Genomic DNA, 18,357 nt, shown 5'->3' on the forward strand with positions numbered 1-18,357 from the left:
GGGCCGCACCCGCCGCAGTGTTCTGGTGAATCTGTCTCACCATTGTGCCGGATCGGGTCAGAATCGTGCGGGCGGGTCGCCCAACGGCAGCCTAGGCTGCGCCGACACTTCGAGGCCGGGTCTCTTACGCTGTTGGGTCGTCACCCCGGTCGAGCGCATCCCACGTCTGGGCTGAATTGGCGGCCGCGGTGGTGTCGCCGGCCGCGGTGGTGTCGCCGGCTGAGGGGGCAGCGGCCCGGGCGGAGGATGCGGCCGGCCTCTCGTATCGCGACCCCATACTCGGCCAGCGGGGACCACGCACTGCCACCAACACCCCCGCCAACGTGACCGCGGCCGCGGCAACCACCGCGAGGAACCCCCAGGCCGGTGCTGTGGAGACCGATTCCAGCACACCGTGGTCGGGCACGCTGGTGACCCAGTCGTTTACCTCGGTGCCGAGCCTGGCGGTGACGACGGCCGCGTTGACGGCCATGGCGACCCCTAACAACGCAACAACCGCACCTGCCAATCGCCGCCCGATCCGACGCACCGCCGGGACCAGGATCACCGCGGCCAGCGCGACGAACGGCACCGCCGACACCAACGGAGCGAGATCCGCGCCGGAGACGGTGGTGGACGTCGCCGTAAACGCCGACGACTCCTGGGCCGTCCCCCACGCCTGTCCGCGCACTACAAGGCCGAGAACACCGCCGAAGGCGAGCAGCACCAGCGCGGCCAGATACTCACGTTTGGCGGTCATCGCTCGACGCCGGGTCCAACCGGGCGCATCGCGTTGGCCAGCGCCACCGCCCGCAGTGCCGCCGCGGCCTTGTTCCGCGACTCGGTCCATTCGGCTTCCGGATCGGAGTCGGCGACGATGCCACCTCCAGCCTGGACGTACGCGACACCATCGCGGATGAGCGCGGTGCGGATGGCAATCGCGACGTCGAGGTCGCCGGCGAAGTCGAGGTACCCGACCACCCCGCCATACAGGCCGCGCCGGGTGGGTTCGAGTTTGTCGATGATCTCCATGGCGCGCACTTTCGGCGCCCCCGAGAGGGTGCCGGCCGGGAAACAGGCGGCCAAGACGTCGAGTGCGGTGCGATCTTCCCGCAGCTGCCCGACGACGGTGGACTCGATGTGCATGACGTGGCTGTACCGGCGCACCGACATGAAGTCGACCACCTCGACGCTGCCGGACACACACACCCGGCCGAGGTCGTTGCGGGACAGGTCGACCAGCATCAGGTGCTCGGCCCGCTCCTTGGGGTCGTCCAGCAGCTCGGCGGCGAGCGCCGCGTCGGCCTCTGGTGTGTCGCCCCGCCAGCGGGTGCCGGCGATCGGGTGGGTCATCACCCGGTCACCCTCGACCTTGACCAGCGCCTCCGGGCTGGAGCCGACCACGGCGAATCCGTCGGCGCCGGTTCCGTCCGGGCCGGGGAAACGCAGCAGGTACATGTACGGGCTGGGGTTGTCCCGGCGCAGCACTCGGTAGATATCGAGGGGATCAGCGTGGGTCTCCGCCTCGAACCGCTGCGACACGACGATCTGGAACGCCTCACCGGCGTAGATCTCCCGTTTGGCGTGTTCGACGGCGGCGATGAACTCGGCTTTAGGGGTACGACTGCGGTGTTCGGGCAGGGTTTCCGGCACGTACGGGTTCACCGACGACGGCGTGGGCGCGGCCAGCTGTGCGGTCATGCGGTCGAGCCGGCGGACCGCGTCGGCCCACGCGTCGTCGACCCGTTCGTCGCTGTTGTCCCAGTTGACGGCGTTGGCGACGAGGAGCACGGTGCCTTGTTCGTGGTCGAGCACGGCAAGGTCGGTGGCGAGCAAGAACGCCATCTCCGGCAGCCGGAGGTCGTCGGCGGTGGTGTCCGGCAACCGCTCCAGGCGGCGCACCGCGTCGTAGGAGACGAAGCCCACCAGCCCGCCGGTCAGCGGCGGCAGGTCGGGCAGGTGTGAGGTGCGCAGCACCTCCAGCGTGCCGGCCAACGCCACCCACGGGTCGCCGCCGGACGGCAAGCCGACCGGCGGGTTGCCATGCCACACCGCCTCGCCGGCCCGTTCGGTCAGGATGGCGGCGGAGTCGGCGCCGATAAACGAATAACGAGACCAGACTCCACCGTGTTCGGCCGACTCGAGGAGGAAGGTACCGGCGCGCTCACCAGCGAGCTTGCGGTACACACCCACCGGGGTCTCGGCGTCGGCCAGCAGCTTGCGCACCACCGGAATCACCCGGCGATCCTTGGCCAGGACCCGGAAAGCCTCCAGGTCGGGTGTTACCTCGAGCACGGCACTACCCTTCTTCCGCCATCATGACGAACATTCGATCGTGGATGGGAGCACCAACTATCCACGATCATGGTGTGGTGACCTCGATCAGGCCGTCGTCGAAACACGTACGCGTCCCGGTGTGGCAGGCCGGGCCTTCCTGGTGGACTTTGACGAGCAGGGTGTCACCATCGCAGTCGAGACGCACCTCGCGCACCCACTGACGGTGCCCCGACGTCTCCCCCTTGACCCAATACTCCTGCCGGCTGCGGCTCCAGTAGGTGGCCCGGCCCGAGGTCAACGTCCGGTGCAGCGCCTCGTCGTCCATCCAGGCGAGCATGAGCACCTCACCGGTGTCATGCTGCTGGACCACCGCGGCGACCAAGCCGTCCGGGGTGCGTTTGAGCCGCTCGGTGAGAGCGGGTGCGAGACCGGGCATCACTCCATTCTGCCGGACGGAGGTGCGATCGGCTCCCAGGACACCTACCCTAGGTGCGGCCCACCCGGTGCCATGCGGAGTGTGGTCCGTCCATACGCTGGACACCGCACCCGGCCGACCCGATGAGTGGTTGGGTCCGTTCCGGGCCGAGATGAGCTGATTTCGACAAGGAGTATCTCTGTGACACGCACCACCCGCATCTCCGGCGCCATCCGCGTCGCCGCTATCGTCGGCGCCAGCGCGTTGGTCCTGACCGGATGCTCGGTGTTCGACGACCTCTTCGGTGGCGACGACGAGCCGGACCGAAACGACGACGGCCAGGTCAGCGACGTCGTCGAGAATGCCAGCATCTTCGATATCACCGAGGGCGACTGTCTGGGTGAATACGCCGACGACGGCGACGTGAAGGTCGTCGACATCATCCCGTGCGACCAGGAGCACTTCCAGGAGGTGCTCCTCATCACCCAGATCGACGCCGAGGAGCTGCCCGACCAGGAAGAGGTCCGCGCTCAGGTGATCGACGAGTGCCCGCCGGCCTTCGAGGAGTTCGTCGGGCTCGACTTCGACGAGTCCGAGCTCGACATCCACTACCTGTCGCCGTCCAGCGACTCCTGGGAGCAGCAGGACGACCGTGACATCGTCTGCACGGTCTACGACCCCAGCGGCATGGTGACGGGTAGCTTCCGGGGCGCCGAGCGCTGACCCGCAGGACACCCCCGCCCAGCGCCACCTAACTGCCGTCGGCGTGCCTGATCGCTCTCAGCGGGACTGGGTGATCCACGCCGCGTGCAGGGTGGCGTACACGCCGCCGCCATCCACCAGCTTGGCATGGGGGCCACGCTCCACCAGCCGGCCGGCGTCGAACACGAAGACTTCGTCGGCCGCCTCGGCGGTGGACAGCCGGTGCGCGATGGTCACCGACGTACGCCCGCGCGAGATCCCTTCGAGTGCCCGGGCCAGGCGTACCTCGGTAGCCGGATCGACGGCGCTGGTGGCCTCGTCGAGCACCAGCAGGTCCGGGTCGGTGAGATAGGCCCGCGCTAGCGCCACCAGCTGGCGCTCACCAGCGGAGAGGGACTCACCGCGCTGCCCCACGGGTGAGTCCAGGCCGAGAGGCAGCGCTTCGGCCCAGTCGGCCAGGCCCAGCTCGGTCAGCGCCAGCCAAAGGTCGTCGTCGGTCGCCTCGGGCCGGCCGAACCGGAGGTTGGCCGCCAAGGTGTCGTCGAACAGGAAACCCTCCTGCGGCACCATGATCACCCGGCGGCGCAGCGAGTCGAACTGAATCTCACGCAGGTCGACGTCGTCGATCAGCACCCGTCCGGAGATCGGGTCCATCAGCCTGGTCAGCAACTTGGCGAAGGTGGTTTTGCCCGAGCCGGTCTCGCCCACGACGGCCACCCGGGTGCCTGGCGAGATATCGACGTTGACGTCGTCCAGCACCACTGGTCCGTCGGGGTAGGCGTAGGCCACCGACTCGAACCGGACGTCGATGGGGCCACGCGCCAGCTCCTGCCCGCCGGGGCCGGGGTCGGCGATGTCGGCGGGTGTGTCGAGCACACCGAGCACCCGCCGCCAACCGGCGATCGCGTTCTGCGCCTCGCTGAGCACCTCGGTTCCGACCTGGACCGGTGCGACGAACAACGTGACCAGGAAGATGAACGCGAGCAGGCCGCCCAGCGTGATGTCGCCGGCGATGCCGAGGTAGACGCCGACGACGATCACCGCGGCGTTCGCGAGGCCAGCCACCACCTCGCCGGTGGAGAACGTCATCGCCGCCAGCCGCTGCGCCTTCGTGGCCGCGACACGGTGTTGCTCGACCGCGTGGTCGATCCGCTCCTGGGTGCGCGTCTCGACGGCGTAGGCCCGCACTGCCTGGGCGCCTACCACCGACTCGGAGATGGCACCGAGCATGACGCCGACCCGCTCCCGCACCACCATGAACGCCGCCGACAGCCTCCGCTGAAACCACCGCAGCGCGACGAAGAACGGCAGGAACGTGATCCAGACCAGCAACGTCAACTGCCACGAGTAGATCGCCATGATCACCGTGGCGATCACCAGCTGCCCCATGCTGACCAGCAGGAACAATCCGCCCCACTGGACGAACTGGGAGATCGTGTCGACGTCGGTGGTCACCCGGGCCACCAACGCGCCGCGCCGCTCGGTGTTCTGCGTCAGCACCGAGAGGTCGTGGACGTGCCGGAAACCCTTGGTGCGCAGCGTCGCCAGCCCGGACTCGCTGGCCCGGAAGATCCGGAGGTTCATCAGGTAGGCCGCCCCGATGGTGACCATGATGCCGACCGCGGCTAGCAGGCACATCCAGCGCACGTAGGCGAGGTCGGGCCCGCCGGGTGCGTTCAGTCCACGATCGATGGTCTGCTGGACCGCGACGGGGACGATCACCCGTCCGGCGGTGGCGATCACCGCGATCCCCAGCGTCAGTGGCAGACCTTGGCGCATCTCCGGAGACAGCGACAGGCCTCGCCGGATGGTCCGCATCGCGCCGTCGAGCCTGGTGTCGCCCAGCCGGGACGACGTTCCCGTCGTGCTCACGACACCTCACCTTGGTCGCCGTCGCCGTCCATCGCGGCCCGCTCCGCGGCATCGCGTTCATACGCGGTGATCAGCCGCTCGTAACCCGCCGCCGCGACCATGAGTTCGTCGTGGCTTCCGCGGGCCGCCACCCGGCCGCCTTCGATGTAAGCGACCTCGTCGGCCAACGCGATCGTGGCCCGCCGGTAGGCCACGACCAGCACCGTCGACGGCAGTCCGGCGGCCCGCAGGCCGGCCAGGATGCGCCGCTCCACCTCGGGGTCGACGGCGCTCGTGGCGTCGTCGAGCACCAACAGCCGCGGTTTGCGGACCAAAGCCCGGGCAAGAGCCAGCCGCTGGCGTTGCCCTCCGGACAGCGTAGATCCCCGCTCGCCGACCGGGGCATCGAGGCCGCCGTCGAGCTCACGGACGAACTGATCGCCCTGGGCCAGCTCGAGCGCCGCCCAGACGTCGTCGTCGGGCACGTCACGGCCGAGGGTGATGTTGTCTCGGATGGTGTCCTCGAAGACAAACGGCTGCTGGAAGACCAGCGCCACCGACTCGGAAATCTCGCCGCGGCGCAACTCCCGGAGGTCGGCGCCGTCCAGCAGGACCTGGCCGTCGTCCGGGTCGACCAGCCGGACCAACAGGCTGACCAGTGTGGACTTCCCGGATCCGGTGGGGCCGACGACGGCGACGGTACGCCCCGGCGGGACGTCGAGGTGGACGTTGTCGAGCACCGACACCCGCCCGTCGGTGACCGGTCGGCCGGTCACGGCGCGGTGGTGATCACCGGTGGGCACGGCATCGCCGCCGGCGGCTGGCAGCGGCCGGGCCGCGGTGCGCCGACTCACCGTTCGCGCTGGGTTCTCGGCTACCTCGAAGGCGCCGCGGCCCGCGTCGCTGGCGTAAGTGAAGCTCACGTCACGGACGTCGAGATCGGCGGCGGCAGCGGTGCCCTGAAGCGCACGGTGGCCGTACTCCTGTGCACCCGTCGCGTCGAGCACCGCGGCCACCCGCCGCCACCCGACCACGGCCCGGGGCAACTCCCCCAGCACGAAGCCGATGGCCCGGATGGGGAAGGCCGTGACGGTGAACAGGTAGGCGACCTGCACGAGTTGACCGGGTTCGAGATCGCCCCCGGCGATCCGGGAGGAGCCGATGAGCAGCACCGTCAGGATGCCCAAGTTGGGCAACGCCTCCAGCACGGGATCGAATGCGCCGCGGATCCGCCCCACCCCGACATTCGCCTCTCGTAACTCCAGAGCGACCCGGCGGAAACGTTCGGTTTCGTCAGCCTCGCGGCCCATGGCCTTCACCACCGCCGCGCCGTCGAACGACTCGTGCGCCACCGCGGACAGATCCGCACGCAGCGCCTGCGCCCGAGTAGCCAGCGGCGAGAGCTTGCGCTGGTAAATGAAATTGATCACCAGGATGGCGGGGAACACCAAGAAGCCCACGAGGGCGAGCAGCGGGTCGACGAGCGTCATCGACACCAACGCGATGATCAACATGACGATGACACCGAGCGCGAACGGCAGCGGGGCGATCGGCCAGAACGTCGCCTCGACGTCGGCGTTGGCGTTGGACAACAACCGCCCGGCCGGGTGCCGGTGATGCCACGACAACGGCAACCGCAGGTACTGCCGGGTCACCCGGCGCCGGTATCGCGCATTCAGCCGGTACTGCCCCAGGCCGGCGAAGAAACGTCGGATCACGATACCCGTGGCTTTGAGGATCGCCGTGACCATGATGGCCAGCGCGGCCAGCCCCATGGTGCCGGCGGCGGTGTCTCCGTCGGCGAAAGCCGGGATGATGACGCGGTCGGTGACCCGGCCGATCACCTCTGCCGCCACCACCGTCATCAGGCCGTACAGGGCGCTGCCGGCGATGGAGATACCCAGGATGACCGGCTCGTCGCGCAGCGCCCGTCCGAGGATACGCATACCCTCGCCGAGCGTGGCCCGACGCTCGACTCGACTCTCGCTCACGACCTGCTGCCCTCGTCCTCGAACACCTCAGACCTGAGCAGCGTGACGCGTGCGACGTCAGTAATGCCTGCCCGGGATGACTGTCTCAGCACAGTACCAATCCCCGCCGACACCCATGAAACGGGTTTCGTCGATGCGTCACAGCACTGCCGGCAAAAGTCCCACCCCGTTGTGCACCTGATCTCCGTTTTGTCACCTGATCTTTTCGCCAGGCGCGATCAGGTGCACAACTGTGGCGACGCTGCTGGTCGCCGCATGGTGGTGTCGTCCGGACTCGTCTCACGATGCGAGCCCGGAAAAGATCAGGTGCACAACACACGTGTGCGGCACTGATCAATGCATCTGATCGTCAGAGCGTGCCACCGCGCCGTCATGCTCGCCGTCCGCGGACGAGCATCACCATCAGCACGAGACGCCCGTCATCACGGTGCCGAGCAGCAGCCCCTTTGATCCGGCGCCTGCATCCGGAACCCGATCCGACCACGTTCATCGCGCCTGCCGTGTCCGTCGCGGACGTCGCGCCCGTCGGCCTCGCCGTCCATTCCGGCGACACCCACCCCTCGGCTGGGCGCAACAAGCTTCCTTACGGCACGCCGTCGTGTGCAGTAAGCCTCCTTGTGGTCGCCTCAGCGACAGTAAGCCTCCTTGTGCCCGGGGCGGATGCCGCAGTGAGCCTCCTTGTTGTGGCCCGGACGGCGACACGCTTCCCCGTGCGGTGAGCACCGCGCCGCCATGCCCGGCACTCCGCTACCGCCAGATGGTGTTAAGCGCCGGATTCGGGCGCTAACACCATGTGGCGGTAGCGAAGTGCGCGATGTCGCACCAGGATCTGACACCCATCCGGCTCAACTTCGCCATAGCGGGGCCTTCGCGGTCGTCGGCACCCCCGAACGGGTGACGGACAGTTCGCCAACTGTGGCGACGCTGCTGGTCGCCGCGTGGTGGTGTCGTCCGAACTCGTCTCACGATGCGAAGCCGGAAAAGATCAGGTGCACAACACACGTGTGCGGCACTGATCAATGCATCTGATCGCTGAGCGGAACGGCCAAGACCGCGCGACTGGGTGGCGCGGCACGGTGAGCGCCGGCCCCTGGTGCGCTGAGCGCCGGCAGCCGCGTCCACTATGCCGCCTTTGTGGAAGCCGTCAACGCACCATGGCGCGCCGCAGCGGTCGAGGGACTCAGAGCACACGGCGAACACCCAGCGAGCCACCCACGTGGAACCTCGCCGCGAGGTTAGCGGCGCACGGTTTGTCCCGCGGCGGCCAACGCGCCCTTCACCTCGGAGATCCGCAGCTCACCGAAGTGGAAGACACTCGCCGCCAACACCGCGTCAGCTCCGGCTTCGACCGCCGGGGCGAAATGGCCGACCTGCCCGGCTCCCCCGCTGGCGATCACCGGGACATCGACGACGGCACGCACCGAGGCGATCATCTGCAGGTCGTATCCGTCTTTGGTGCCGTCGGCGTCCATCGAGTTGAGCAGGATCTCCCCCGCTCCGGCGGCCGCGGCCTGGCGGGCCCACTCCACGGCGTCGATACCCGTGCCGCGCCGCCCGCCGTGGGTGGTCACCTCGAAGCCGGATTCGGTGTCGCCACCTCGGCGCGCGTCCACCGACAAGACCAGCACCTGAGCGCCGAACCGGTCGGCGATCTCGCCGATCAGCGACGGACGCGCCACAGCTCCGGTGTTGACACCAACCTTGTCCGCACCCGCCCGCAGCAGCCGGTCGACGTCGTCCACCGACCGTACCCCGCCCCCGACGGTCAGCGGGATGAACACTTCTTCGGCGGTGCGGGACACGACGTCGTACACGGTCGAGCGGTCGTCGCTGGATGCGGTGATGTCGAGGAAGGTCAGCTCGTCGGCGCCTTCCGCGCCATACGCGGCGGCGAGTTCGACGGGATCGCCAGCGTCGCGCAGGTCGGTGAAGTTGACGCCTTTGACCACCCGGCCGGCGTCGACGTCGAGGCACGGGATGACCCGCACCGCCACTCCCCCACTCCCCGTGATCATTGGCTTTTCACCACCGAATTCGGTGGTGAAAAGCCAATGATCACGGGAGCGGGGGCGGGGGCGGGGGTGGGGGTGGGGTTGGGGTTGGTCACGAGGCGATCTCCAGGGCTTGCTCCAGGGTGAACGCACCCGCGTAGAGCGCCTTGCCCACGATGGCACCCTCCACCCCTACCGGGACCAACGCACGGAGGGCGGCGATGTCGTCCAGGCTCGAGACGCCGCCGCTGGCCACCACGGGCCGGTCGGTGCGCTCGCACACCGACCGCAGTAGGTCGAGGTTGGGGCCACGCAGGGTGCCGTCCTTGGTGACATCGGTGACGACGTATCGTGCACATCCGTCGGCGTCGAGCCGCGCCAGCACCTCCCACAGGTCGCCGCCCTCCCGGGTCCAGCCGCGGGCCGCCAGCGTGGTGCCACGTACGTCGAGCCCCACCGCGATGCGGTCGCCGTGGCGCGCGATCGCACTCGCCGTCCAGTCCGGATTCTCCAGCGCGGCCGTGCCGAGGTTCACCCTGCGGCAGCCGGTTTTCAGCGCGTTCTCCAGCGATTCGTCGTCGCGGATTCCCCCGGACAACTCCACCGCGACGTCGAGCCGGCCGATCACCTCGGCGAGCAGCTCGCGGTTGGAACCACGGCCGAACGCCGCGTCGAGATCCACCAGGTGAATCCACTCGGCACCTGCCGACTGCCAGGCCAGCGCCGCATCTACGGGTGCGCCGTAGGCCGTCTCGGTGCCGGCCTCACCCTGAACCAGGCGCACCGCCTGCCCATCCGCGACGTCTACCGCCGGCAACAGCTCCAGCCGATCGTCAGCCATGTCTACTTCCCCTGCCCATCCGTCGTCTCAACCGCGATCCGTCCGAGGTAACCACCACGGCGCCCCGCCGCGGATACCCCAACGTCGTTCACGCCACCTTCACCGCTCGGAAGCGTAACCGGCGATAGTCAGCCCACCATGCATCGTCTCGCCACAGCTGCGGCCGAGCCAGCTCGGTGGCGCGACTCAGCACGTCGACCGGCACGTCGGCCAGGACGTCGCGGGCGAACATCTCCAGCCATTTTTCCAGACCGTCCGGTCCGCTGAGCCGGGTGGGCCGGTCGTAGAAGTCGAGCTGACGGACCTCGAGGCCGGCGTCTTCGAGGATCGCCGCGTACTGCGCCGGGGACGGGAAGTACCAGGGCCAGCGCCGTTCCGGGAGTCCGGATTCGCGGCAGGCCTGGTCCACCGCCGTGCGGATGGTGGCGACGTTGCCCGTGGCGCCCATCTCGGCGATGAACCGGCCGCCCATCCGTAGCGCGTCGGACACACACCCGAGCACTTCCACCGGCGCCGGCATCCAGTGCAGCGCCGCGTTCGACACGACCGCGTCCACCGGCTCTTCGACGGTGAAGTCGTGTGCGTCGACGACGCGCAGGTCGACGGCGGTACCGAGCCGCTGGCGCGCCGCCTCCACCATGTCGGCGTCGGCGTCCATTCCGATGACGGTGGCACCGGTCTCGACCAGCCGGGCGGTGAGATCCCCGGTGCCGCATCCGAGGTCGATGATGGTTTCGCCCGGCTCGGGTTTGAGCCAGTCGAGCAGCTCTACGCCGTAGGCGGCGACGAAGGCGAAGTCACGGTCATACGCCCGTGCATCCCAGTTGGTCACGTTCACACGCCTTTCACCCAGTTCTGAAGGAAGGTCAGGCCGGCGTCGCCGGATTTCTCCGGGTGGAACTGGGTGGCCGATAAGGCCCCGTTCTCCACCGCGGAGACGAACCGGTCACCGCCATGTTCTGTCCAGGTGACCAGGGGCGCACGCAACGCGCTTCCCCCTGGCAGCTCCCAGCGGCGCACCCCGTAGGAGTGCACGAAATAGAAACGCTCTTGCTCGACGCCGGTGAACAGGGCGGAACCCGCCGGGACGTCGACGGTGTTCCACCCCATGTGGGGCAAGGGCCTGGCGTGTAGCCGCTCGACGGTACCGGGCCATTCGTCCAGCCCGGTCGCCTCGGTGCCGTGCTCGACCCCGCGCGCGAACATGATCTGCAGCCCGACGCAGATGCCGAGCACGGGCCGCCCGCCGGCGAGGCGTCGCCCGATCACCTGGTCGCCGTGGACCGCACGTACGCCGTCGACGCAGGCGGAGAAGGCCCCCACACCAGGTACGACGAGCCCGTCGGCGTTCTCGGCGGCGGCGCGGTCGGCGGTCAGTTCGACGGCGGCGCCGACGTGCTCCAGGGCTCGCACGGCCGAGCGGACGTTGCCGAACCCGTAATCGAGGACAACAACCCGACGTGGCGCGCTCATCTTCTACCTCCGCGTGCCAAACTTGCTCCGTGGCAGTGGACGACCCTTCGACGACAACCCGCACGAGCCCCGATCATGACGGTTCCGAGACGGCGCGCCGCTGGCCCAAGCGGGTGGCGATCGCATCGGCGAGTGTGGTGGTTGTGGTGGTCGCCACCACGGCGGCCGGTGGCTGGTATTACGCCGACGAACTGCTGCTGGTCGACACCTCGCCGACCGAGTTTCCCATCGAGGTGGTGGAGGTCAGCGACACCAGCGTCACGCTCATCGGCGAGGGCGCCGACCAGCCCGGGCTGACCGGCCTGGATTGGCCGGGCGGCTACGCGCGCGTCGGCCCCGACATCGAACGGGTCGGCGACACCATCACTCGCAGCCTTATCCCATTCCCTGACGTGCCCGAGCCCGGCACCATGGTGCGCACCAACTTCTACGCCTACCCGTTGGATTTGGCCAGCTTCCGTAAGGTCAGCGAACTCGACGCCGACGAGATCGTCTACGACGGTCCGCTGGGCGGCTATCCCGCCACCTACCTGCCTGGTGAGCGAAGCCGGTGGGTCATCCATGTCCACGGTCGCGGCGCCACCCGCGCGGAGGCGTTCCGGCTGCTGCCGCCCCTGCACGAGGCCGGTTTTCCGCAGCTGGCGATCGCGTACCGCAACGACGACGACGCCCCCGCCGATCCCAACGGCCGATACGGTCTCGGCTGGACCGAATCCGACGACGTCGCCGCGGCCATCGACTACGCCCGCGGCCAGGGCGCCGACGACGTCATCCTGGCCGGCTACTCGATGGGCGGCGCCGTCGTCGGAAACTACCTGCGGGTACACGGCCCCGACGGGGTGGCTGGGGTGATCTACGACTCCCCCGTGCTGTCCTGGTCCGACGTGCTGGCCAACGAGTCGCGCAACCGGAATCTGCCGGCGGTGGCCGCGACGATCGCCTCGGGGGTGGTGCGGCTGCGCACCGGGATCAATCTGGGCGCCATGAACCAGGTGGCCAACGCCGACACGCTGACTCTGCCGGTGTTGTTGTTCCACGGCAGTGGCGACGAGACGGTGCCGGTGTCCTCCTCCGACGCGTTCGCCGACGCCCGGCCCGACCTGGTCACCTATGTCCGGCTGGACGGAGCCGGCCATGTGCAGGGCTGGAACGTCGACCCGGCCGCGTATGAACAGGCGGCGGCCGAGTTCGCCGTCACCCTGCCCAACCCGTGACCGCTGCGCGCACGGGGCCTCCCGCGTCACAACGCACCTTTGGTGGAGGGCACGCCACGCTCGCGGGGGTCGACGGCGACCGCGGACCGCAACGCACGCGCGACGGCCTTGAACTGTGCTTCGACGATGTGGTGCGGGTCGCGTCCACCGAGCACCCGCACGTGCAGCGTGATGCCGGCATGGTGGGCGATGCTCTCCAGCACGTGGGCCGTCAGCGATCCGGTGAAGTGTCCACCGATCAGCACGTACTCCTGGCCGGCGGGTTCACCGGAGTGGACGAAGTACGGTCGCCCGGAGACGTCGACGACGGCCTGGGCGAGCGCCTCGTCGAGTGGCACCAGCGCGTCGCCGTACCGGACGATGCCGGTTTTGTCGCCGAGCGCTTGGCGCAGGGCCTGGCCGATGACGATGGCGGTGTCTTCGACGGTGTGGTGGACGTCGATGTGGGTGTCGCCGGATGCCTCGACGTTGAGGTCGATCAATGAGTGGCGGGACAACGCGGTGAGCATGTGGTCGTAGAACGGCACCGTGGTGGAGATGCTGTGGGTGCCGGTTCCGTCCAGGTTCAGTGTGACGCTGACCTTGCTCTCGCTGGTGACCCGCTCGACGGCGGCGGCCCGGGCCGGCCGGGTTCCTGGGTCTGTCATCTACTCCAGCACCTTCCGTAGTGCCTGTTTGAACGTTTCGGTTTCGGTGGGGGTGCCGACCGTCACCCGCAGCCACCCGTCGGGGCCAGTCTCACGGATGAGTACACCGTGGTCGAGCAGCGCTTGCCAGCCGGCGTGGCGGTCCGGGAACCGGCCGAAGAGCACGAAGTTCGCGTCCGATTCGGGTACGTCGAGGCCGAGCGAGCGCAGCCACGACGCGAGGTCGTCCCGGATGACCCGAAGCTGCGCCACCCGTTGCTGCAGCTCGTCAGCGTAGGCAAGCGCGGTGCGGGCCACCGCCTGGGTCACGGCGGAAAGGTGGTACGGCAGCCGCACCACTCGCAGCACGTCGATCACCGCACGGCTCGCGGCGGCGTAGCCCAGCCGGGCGCCGGCCAAGGCGAAGGCCTTGCTCATGGTGCGGGTTACCAGCAGCCTCGGGTGGGTGGCGAGCAGGCTCAACGCGCTGGGGGTGCCGTCGCGGCGGAACTCGGCGTACGCCTCGTCGACGACCACCATGCCGGGGGTGGCATCGTGCAACGCCCGGACCAGGTCCAGTGAGACGGCGGTACCCGTCGGATTGTTGGGTGAGGCGATGAACACGACGGCCGGGCGGTGGGTCGCGACGGCGGCCACGGCGGCTTCGGCGTCGATGGTGAAGTCGTCGCGGCGCGGCGCGGTGATCCACGTCGTCGACGTGTTGCGGGCATACTCCGGGTACATCGAGTAGGTCGGGGCGAACGAGAGCACGCTGCGCCCCGGGCCACCGAAGGCCTGCAAGATCTGCATCATGATCTCGTTGGAGCCGTTCGCGGCCCACACCTGCTCGGTACCGAGCGACACCACGGACTCGCGCTCTAGGTACCCGGCGAGGTCCGACCGTAGATCCCATGCCTCGCGGTCCGGGTAACGGTTCAGGCCCAGCACAGCCTCGCGTACGGCGTCGGCCGCCGCATCGGCCAGGGCCGCCGACGGTGCGTACGGGTTCTCGTTGACGTTGAGCAGCACGGGGACGTCGAGCTGCGGCGCGCCGTAGGGCTGCTCGCCGCGCAGGTCGTCGCGGATGGGCAGGTCGTTCATCGCGGGAACCTCGCTCGGACGGCCGCGCCGTGGGCGGGCAGGTCTTCGGCTTCGGCGAGGGTCTCGACGTGCCGGGCGACGTCGCGCAGCGCCGCCTCGTCGTATTCGACGACGTGGATGCCGCGCAGGAACGATTGGACGGACAGGCCGGAGGAGTGCCGGGCACACCCGCCGGTGGGTAGGACGTGGTTGGAGCCGGCCGCGTAGTCGCCGAGGCTGACCGGCGCCCACGGACCGACGAAGATCGCCCCGGCGTTGCGCACCCGGGCGGCGACCGCGGCGGCGGCGCGGGTTTGGACTTCCAGGTGTTCGGCGGCGTAGGCGTCGACGACGGCCAGCCCTTGGTGGACGTCGTCGACGAGCACCGTGCCGGATTGTGCGCCGCGGAGCGCCGCTTGGACCCGCTCGACGTGTTTGGTGGCGGCGACCTGAAGCTCCAGCTCGGCGTCGACGGCGTCGGCGAGTTCAACGCTGTCGGTGACGAGGACACTAGCCGCCAAGGGATCGTGTTCGGCCTGGCTGATGAGGTCGGCGGCGACGTGCCGGGCGTCGGCGGAGTTGTCGGCGAGGACCGCGATCTCGGTCGGACCGGCCTCGGCGTCGATCCCGATGACACCCTTCAGGAGCCGTTTGGCGGCGGCGACGTAGACGTTGCCCGGGCCGGTGACGAGATCGACCGGGGCGCACACCAGCGTGCCGTCGTCGTCGCGCGCGCCGTAGGCGAACATGGCGACGGCCTGCGCACCCCCGACGGCGTACACCTCGGTGATGCCCAGCAGTGCACACGCGGCGAGGATGGTGGGATGCGGCCGGCCACCGGTGTTCTTCTGCGGCGGGCTGGCCACGGCCAGGCCCCGCACCCCGGCTGCCTGCGCGGGGACGACATTCATGACGACGCTGCTCGGGTAGACGGCGAGCCCGCCCGGCACGTAGAGCCCGACCCGCTCGACCGGGACCCAGCGTTCGGTGACCGTGCCACCGGGGACCACCGTGGTGGTGACGTCGGTTCGGCGCTGAGCGGCGTGGACGACGCGGGCCCGGGTGATCGACTCCTCCAGCGCGGCCCGGATGTCGGGCTCGAGGGTGTCCAGCGCCTCGGCGAGCGCCGCTTCCGGCACCCGCAGGTCGGCCACCTCCACCCCGTCGAAGCGCGCGGTGTACTCCTTGAGCGCCGCGACCCCACGATGACGCACGTCGGCGCAGATGGGTCGGACGGCGTCGAGTGCGGACTCGACGTCGACGGGAGCACGTGGGACCAGCGCGCGGTAGTCGAGGACCTCACCCGCGGCGAGGCGGCCGCGCAGGTCGATGCGGCGTATCACTCAGAAGAGTCTATGTAGCGCGTCCACAACTTGGACAACCCGCCCGCATACCAAGACGGCCAGCGTTCCTTTCCGGCACCATGGTGGCACACCTCGCACCTCGATCCGGCGAGCTACCCAGCCGACAGACGTGGCTGCGCCGTAGGACCGCCGAGCCGCGAGCACCATGCCTCGAATACGGAATCAGTGGCGATGAGACGCCATCACCGAGCGCATCATCGCCTTGATCGCCCTTGAGGAAGGATTACGGCATTCGGTACGACATGCCAGCGTGCAAAACGTAGTTGACATGAACTGCAAACCTTTGTAGTCTCCACGTCAAGTCCTGCCGGAGGATCTCGTGCCTGACCATGTATTTCGCTGGTCAAATGATCCAACAACGGTGACCTTATCTTTGCAAACGATTGCCAACACACCTCACAATGCGGTTCGATCACCGGCGGCGGCGCCATACCCCCTGTGAACGAAGGGACGTGTCATGACAGACAAGACCACCCAGCACCGGACCACACTGGACAGTGCGGGGCTCTATCCCCGATTCACTCAGGCGGAATTTGCCCGGCGCTACGATGCGGTGCGTGGATTTCTGGACCGTTCCGGTCTCGACGCTCTCGTCGTCTTCGGTTCGTCCGCGGTGGGCCAGGCCGGACAGGCCGATGTGCACTACCTCACCAACTACCTGGGCATGCAATCCACGTTCGTGTTGCTGTCGCGCGACACCGAGCCAACCTTGTTCATCCAGGTCTACAACCACGTTCCCAATGCTCAACAGGCGGCGGCCATAGCTGACGTGCAGTGGGCGGGAGCGTTGCCCGGCGAGACGCTGGGGGCAGCCCTCCGGCACCGTGGCGCACAGACCATTGGGGTCGTGGGCGCGATGCCCTATCAGAGCCACGAGTCGATGCGTCGCGCTGCCGCCTCCCATGCCGAGTTCAGGGACGTCACCAACGAGTTCCAGGCCCTGCGCACCGTCAAGAGTGACGAAGAGATCAACTGGCTGCGCCGCGGCGCGAAGTTCACCGACCTGGCGCTCGCCGCTCTCGAACGTGAGCTACGCCCAGGATTACGCGAGGAGGAACTCGGTGAGATCGTCGAGGGTTCCTACCGTGCCGCGGGCGGACAGACCGTGTTCCACTACATCACCAGCACCCCCATGGCTCAACCCGGCAGCTGCGTACCAGCACAGGTGCTGTCTCGGCGCCGGATCGAGCCGGGAGATCTCGTGATCGTCGAGATCAGTGCCGCCTACGCCGGGTATGCCGGCCAGGGGCTGCGCTCCTACGTCGTCGACGCGGACGCCACACCACTCGTCGAGGAGTTACACGCCACAGCTGAGGACGTCTTCACCCGTCTGTTCGATTCGGTCCGCGCCGGATCGACGGCCGACGACGTGTTGGCTGCCTCGGACAGTATTGGCGCCAGCGGCTTCACCATTCGCGACGCGTTGGTGCACGGCTTCGGCATGGGCCTGCTCCCACCCACCATCGGCACCCGTCAAACCCCCTGGGACAACGATCCCTGGACGTTCCGCGAGAACGAAACCATCGTGGTCCAGCCGAACGTGGTGACCACCGACGAACAGGTCGGGGTTCAGACCGGCCATCTGTGCAGGGTCACCGCGGACGGCCTGGAGTCGTTGCACGAATACCCCCTGAAGCTCGTGCACGTGTGATGACACAAAACACCGGTGTGCGGACGAGAGTCCGCACACCGGTGCTTTTTACCCGACGGGTGCTGCGCCGCCGGATTTACCCGACGTGTGCTGCGCCGTCCGACCGACCGCGCTCCACCCCCATAACCAGCTCCCAGACGTAGTGGCGGATCTGCTGGAACTCGGCGGAGGCGATCGTGCTGGGGTCCCGTGGCCGCGGCAACGGCACATCCACGATCGTCCGGATGGAACTGGGCCGGCCCATCATGACCACCACCCGATCCCCCAGCAGGACCGCTTCCTCGATGGCATGGGTGACGAACACCATCGTCGTGGGATTCTCCGACCAGATGTTGAGCAACTCGAACTGCAACAGCTCACGGGTCTGCGCATCCAGCGAACCGAAGGGCTCGTCCATCAGAAGTACGTTCGGGTTAACCGTCAACGCCCGGGCCAGACCGGCGCGTTGTTGCATACCTCCGGACAACTGGAAGGGGTAGGCATGTTCGCGGCCCTCAAGACCGACGAGTTTGATGAAATGTTGTGCGACATCGCGGATCTCGCTCTTCGGTACACCTCTGACCTTCAGACCGTAGCCGACGTTGCCCAGTACCGTCTTCCACGGGAATAGGCCGAAGTCCTGGAACACCATCGCGATGCTCTTCCGCGGACCGAGCACGGGTTCACCGTCGACCAAGACCTGACCCTGATCGGGTTTCAGCAAGCCGTTGAGACAACGCAACAACGATGTCTTTCCGCACCCCGATGGCCCTACGATGGAGATGATCTCGTTCTTGCCGACATCGAGGTCGACTCCTTGAAAGACACAAAGATCGTCGAACCACTTTCCTACGCCGGACAACACTATGCGCGGCGCGTCTGCTTTTTCAGTGTCGTTGATGGTCGCCATCACCGATGAACCC

The 18,357-nt window shown here is 68.3% G+C and carries 16 protein-coding genes; 3 read left to right on the forward strand and 13 right to left on the reverse strand.

The genetic code is table 11. The annotated features are described in order from the left end of the window. Window positions 1-124: 124 nt before the first annotated feature. The 3 genes from G8760_RS12180 to hisI form a co-directional block, all read right to left on the reverse strand. A complete protein-coding gene (locus tag G8760_RS12180) occupies window positions 125-739 on the reverse strand; it encodes a Trp biosynthesis-associated membrane protein (protein WP_166351338.1) in 615 nt (204 codons plus the stop codon). After that, on the reverse strand, window positions 736-2,274 hold the full coding sequence (locus G8760_RS12185) for an anthranilate synthase component I (RefSeq protein ID WP_166351340.1): 1,539 nt from the start codon (window positions 2,272-2,274) through the stop codon (window positions 736-738). The genes G8760_RS12180 and G8760_RS12185 overlap by 4 nt, the downstream gene beginning before the upstream one ends. Before the next feature lie 67 nt (window positions 2,275-2,341). Then, a complete protein-coding gene (gene hisI / locus G8760_RS12190) occupies window positions 2,342-2,692 on the reverse strand; it encodes a phosphoribosyl-AMP cyclohydrolase (RefSeq protein WP_166351342.1) in 351 nt (116 codons plus the stop codon). Between the two features lie 180 nt (window positions 2,693-2,872). Here hisI and G8760_RS12195 point away from each other — a divergent pair, with 180 nt between their 5' ends. Then, the gene (locus tag G8760_RS12195; RefSeq protein WP_166351344.1) at window positions 2,873-3,394 is read left to right on the forward strand and encodes a septum formation family protein; all 522 of its coding nucleotides are present in this window, start codon (window positions 2,873-2,875) and stop codon (window positions 3,392-3,394) included. 57 nt (window positions 3,395-3,451) lie between these two features. Here G8760_RS12195 and G8760_RS12200 read toward each other — a convergent pair whose 3' ends face one another. From G8760_RS12200 to hisH, 6 genes are all read right to left on the reverse strand, one after another. Then, window positions 3,452-5,191: an ABC transporter transmembrane domain-containing protein gene (locus G8760_RS12200; RefSeq protein ID WP_166352039.1), complete on the reverse strand. Its 1,740-nt coding sequence runs from the start codon at window positions 5,189-5,191 to the stop codon at window positions 3,452-3,454. Window positions 5,192-5,241: 50 nt separating this feature from the next. Next, window positions 5,242-7,215: an ABC transporter ATP-binding protein gene (locus G8760_RS12205; protein WP_207782285.1), complete on the reverse strand. Its 1,974-nt coding sequence runs from the start codon at window positions 7,213-7,215 to the stop codon at window positions 5,242-5,244. A 1,235-nt stretch (window positions 7,216-8,450) separates the two neighbouring features. Further along, on the reverse strand, window positions 8,451-9,230 hold the full coding sequence (gene hisF, locus G8760_RS12210) for an imidazole glycerol phosphate synthase subunit HisF (RefSeq protein ID WP_166351346.1): 780 nt from the start codon (window positions 9,228-9,230) through the stop codon (window positions 8,451-8,453). A gap of 88 nt (window positions 9,231-9,318) precedes the next feature. Further along, the gene (gene priA / locus G8760_RS12215) at window positions 9,319-10,047 is read right to left on the reverse strand and encodes a bifunctional 1-(5-phosphoribosyl)-5-((5-phosphoribosylamino)methylideneamino)imidazole-4-carboxamide isomerase/phosphoribosylanthranilate isomerase PriA (RefSeq protein ID WP_166351348.1); all 729 of its coding nucleotides are present in this window, start codon (window positions 10,045-10,047) and stop codon (window positions 9,319-9,321) included. 88 nt (window positions 10,048-10,135) lie between these two features. Next, on the reverse strand, window positions 10,136-10,879 hold the full coding sequence (locus G8760_RS12220; RefSeq protein WP_166351350.1) for a class I SAM-dependent methyltransferase: 744 nt from the start codon (window positions 10,877-10,879) through the stop codon (window positions 10,136-10,138). Between the two features lie 2 nt (window positions 10,880-10,881). Beyond that, entirely contained in the window at window positions 10,882-11,520 is a 639-nt protein-coding gene (gene hisH, locus G8760_RS12225; protein WP_166351352.1) for an imidazole glycerol phosphate synthase subunit HisH, read from the reverse strand. A 29-nt stretch (window positions 11,521-11,549) separates the two neighbouring features. Here hisH and G8760_RS12230 point away from each other — a divergent pair, with 29 nt between their 5' ends. Next, window positions 11,550-12,734, forward strand: a complete 1,185-nt coding sequence (locus G8760_RS12230; RefSeq protein WP_166351354.1) for an alpha/beta hydrolase — start codon at window positions 11,550-11,552, stop codon at window positions 12,732-12,734. A 26-nt stretch (window positions 12,735-12,760) separates the two neighbouring features. On the opposite strand, the gene hisB is transcribed toward G8760_RS12230, so the two are convergent. From hisB to hisD, 3 genes are read right to left on the reverse strand one after another with little or no spacing between them, the layout of a single operon-like run. Further along, window positions 12,761-13,381, reverse strand: a complete 621-nt coding sequence (hisB, locus tag G8760_RS12235; protein ID WP_166351356.1) for an imidazoleglycerol-phosphate dehydratase HisB — start codon at window positions 13,379-13,381, stop codon at window positions 12,761-12,763. Further along, window positions 13,382-14,461, reverse strand: coding sequence for a histidinol-phosphate transaminase (locus tag G8760_RS12240; protein WP_166351358.1), 1,080 nt, complete (start codon window positions 14,459-14,461; stop codon window positions 13,382-13,384). Then, window positions 14,458-15,783 carry a histidinol dehydrogenase gene (gene hisD / locus G8760_RS12245; protein WP_166351360.1) on the reverse strand — a complete coding sequence of 442 codons (1,326 nt, stop codon included), beginning with the start codon at window positions 15,781-15,783 and terminating at the stop codon, window positions 14,458-14,460. The genes G8760_RS12240 and hisD overlap by 4 nt, the downstream gene beginning before the upstream one ends. A 478-nt stretch (window positions 15,784-16,261) precedes the next feature. On the opposite strand from hisD, the gene G8760_RS12250 reads away from it, so the two are divergent. After that, entirely contained in the window at window positions 16,262-17,455 is a 1,194-nt protein-coding gene (locus G8760_RS12250; RefSeq protein ID WP_166351362.1) for a M24 family metallopeptidase, read from the forward strand. Window positions 17,456-17,531: 76 nt separating this feature from the next. Here the strand turns inward: G8760_RS12250 and G8760_RS12255 are convergent, their stop codons facing one another. After that, window positions 17,532-18,344: an ABC transporter ATP-binding protein gene (locus G8760_RS12255; RefSeq protein WP_166351364.1), complete on the reverse strand. Its 813-nt coding sequence runs from the start codon at window positions 18,342-18,344 to the stop codon at window positions 17,532-17,534. Window positions 18,345-18,357 lie beyond the last annotated feature (13 nt).

Origin of the sequence: Phytoactinopolyspora limicola (assembly GCF_011320225.1) — a bacterium.
In the GTDB taxonomy this organism is placed as follows: Bacteria; Actinomycetota; Actinomycetes; order Jiangellales; family Jiangellaceae; genus Phytoactinopolyspora; species Phytoactinopolyspora limicola.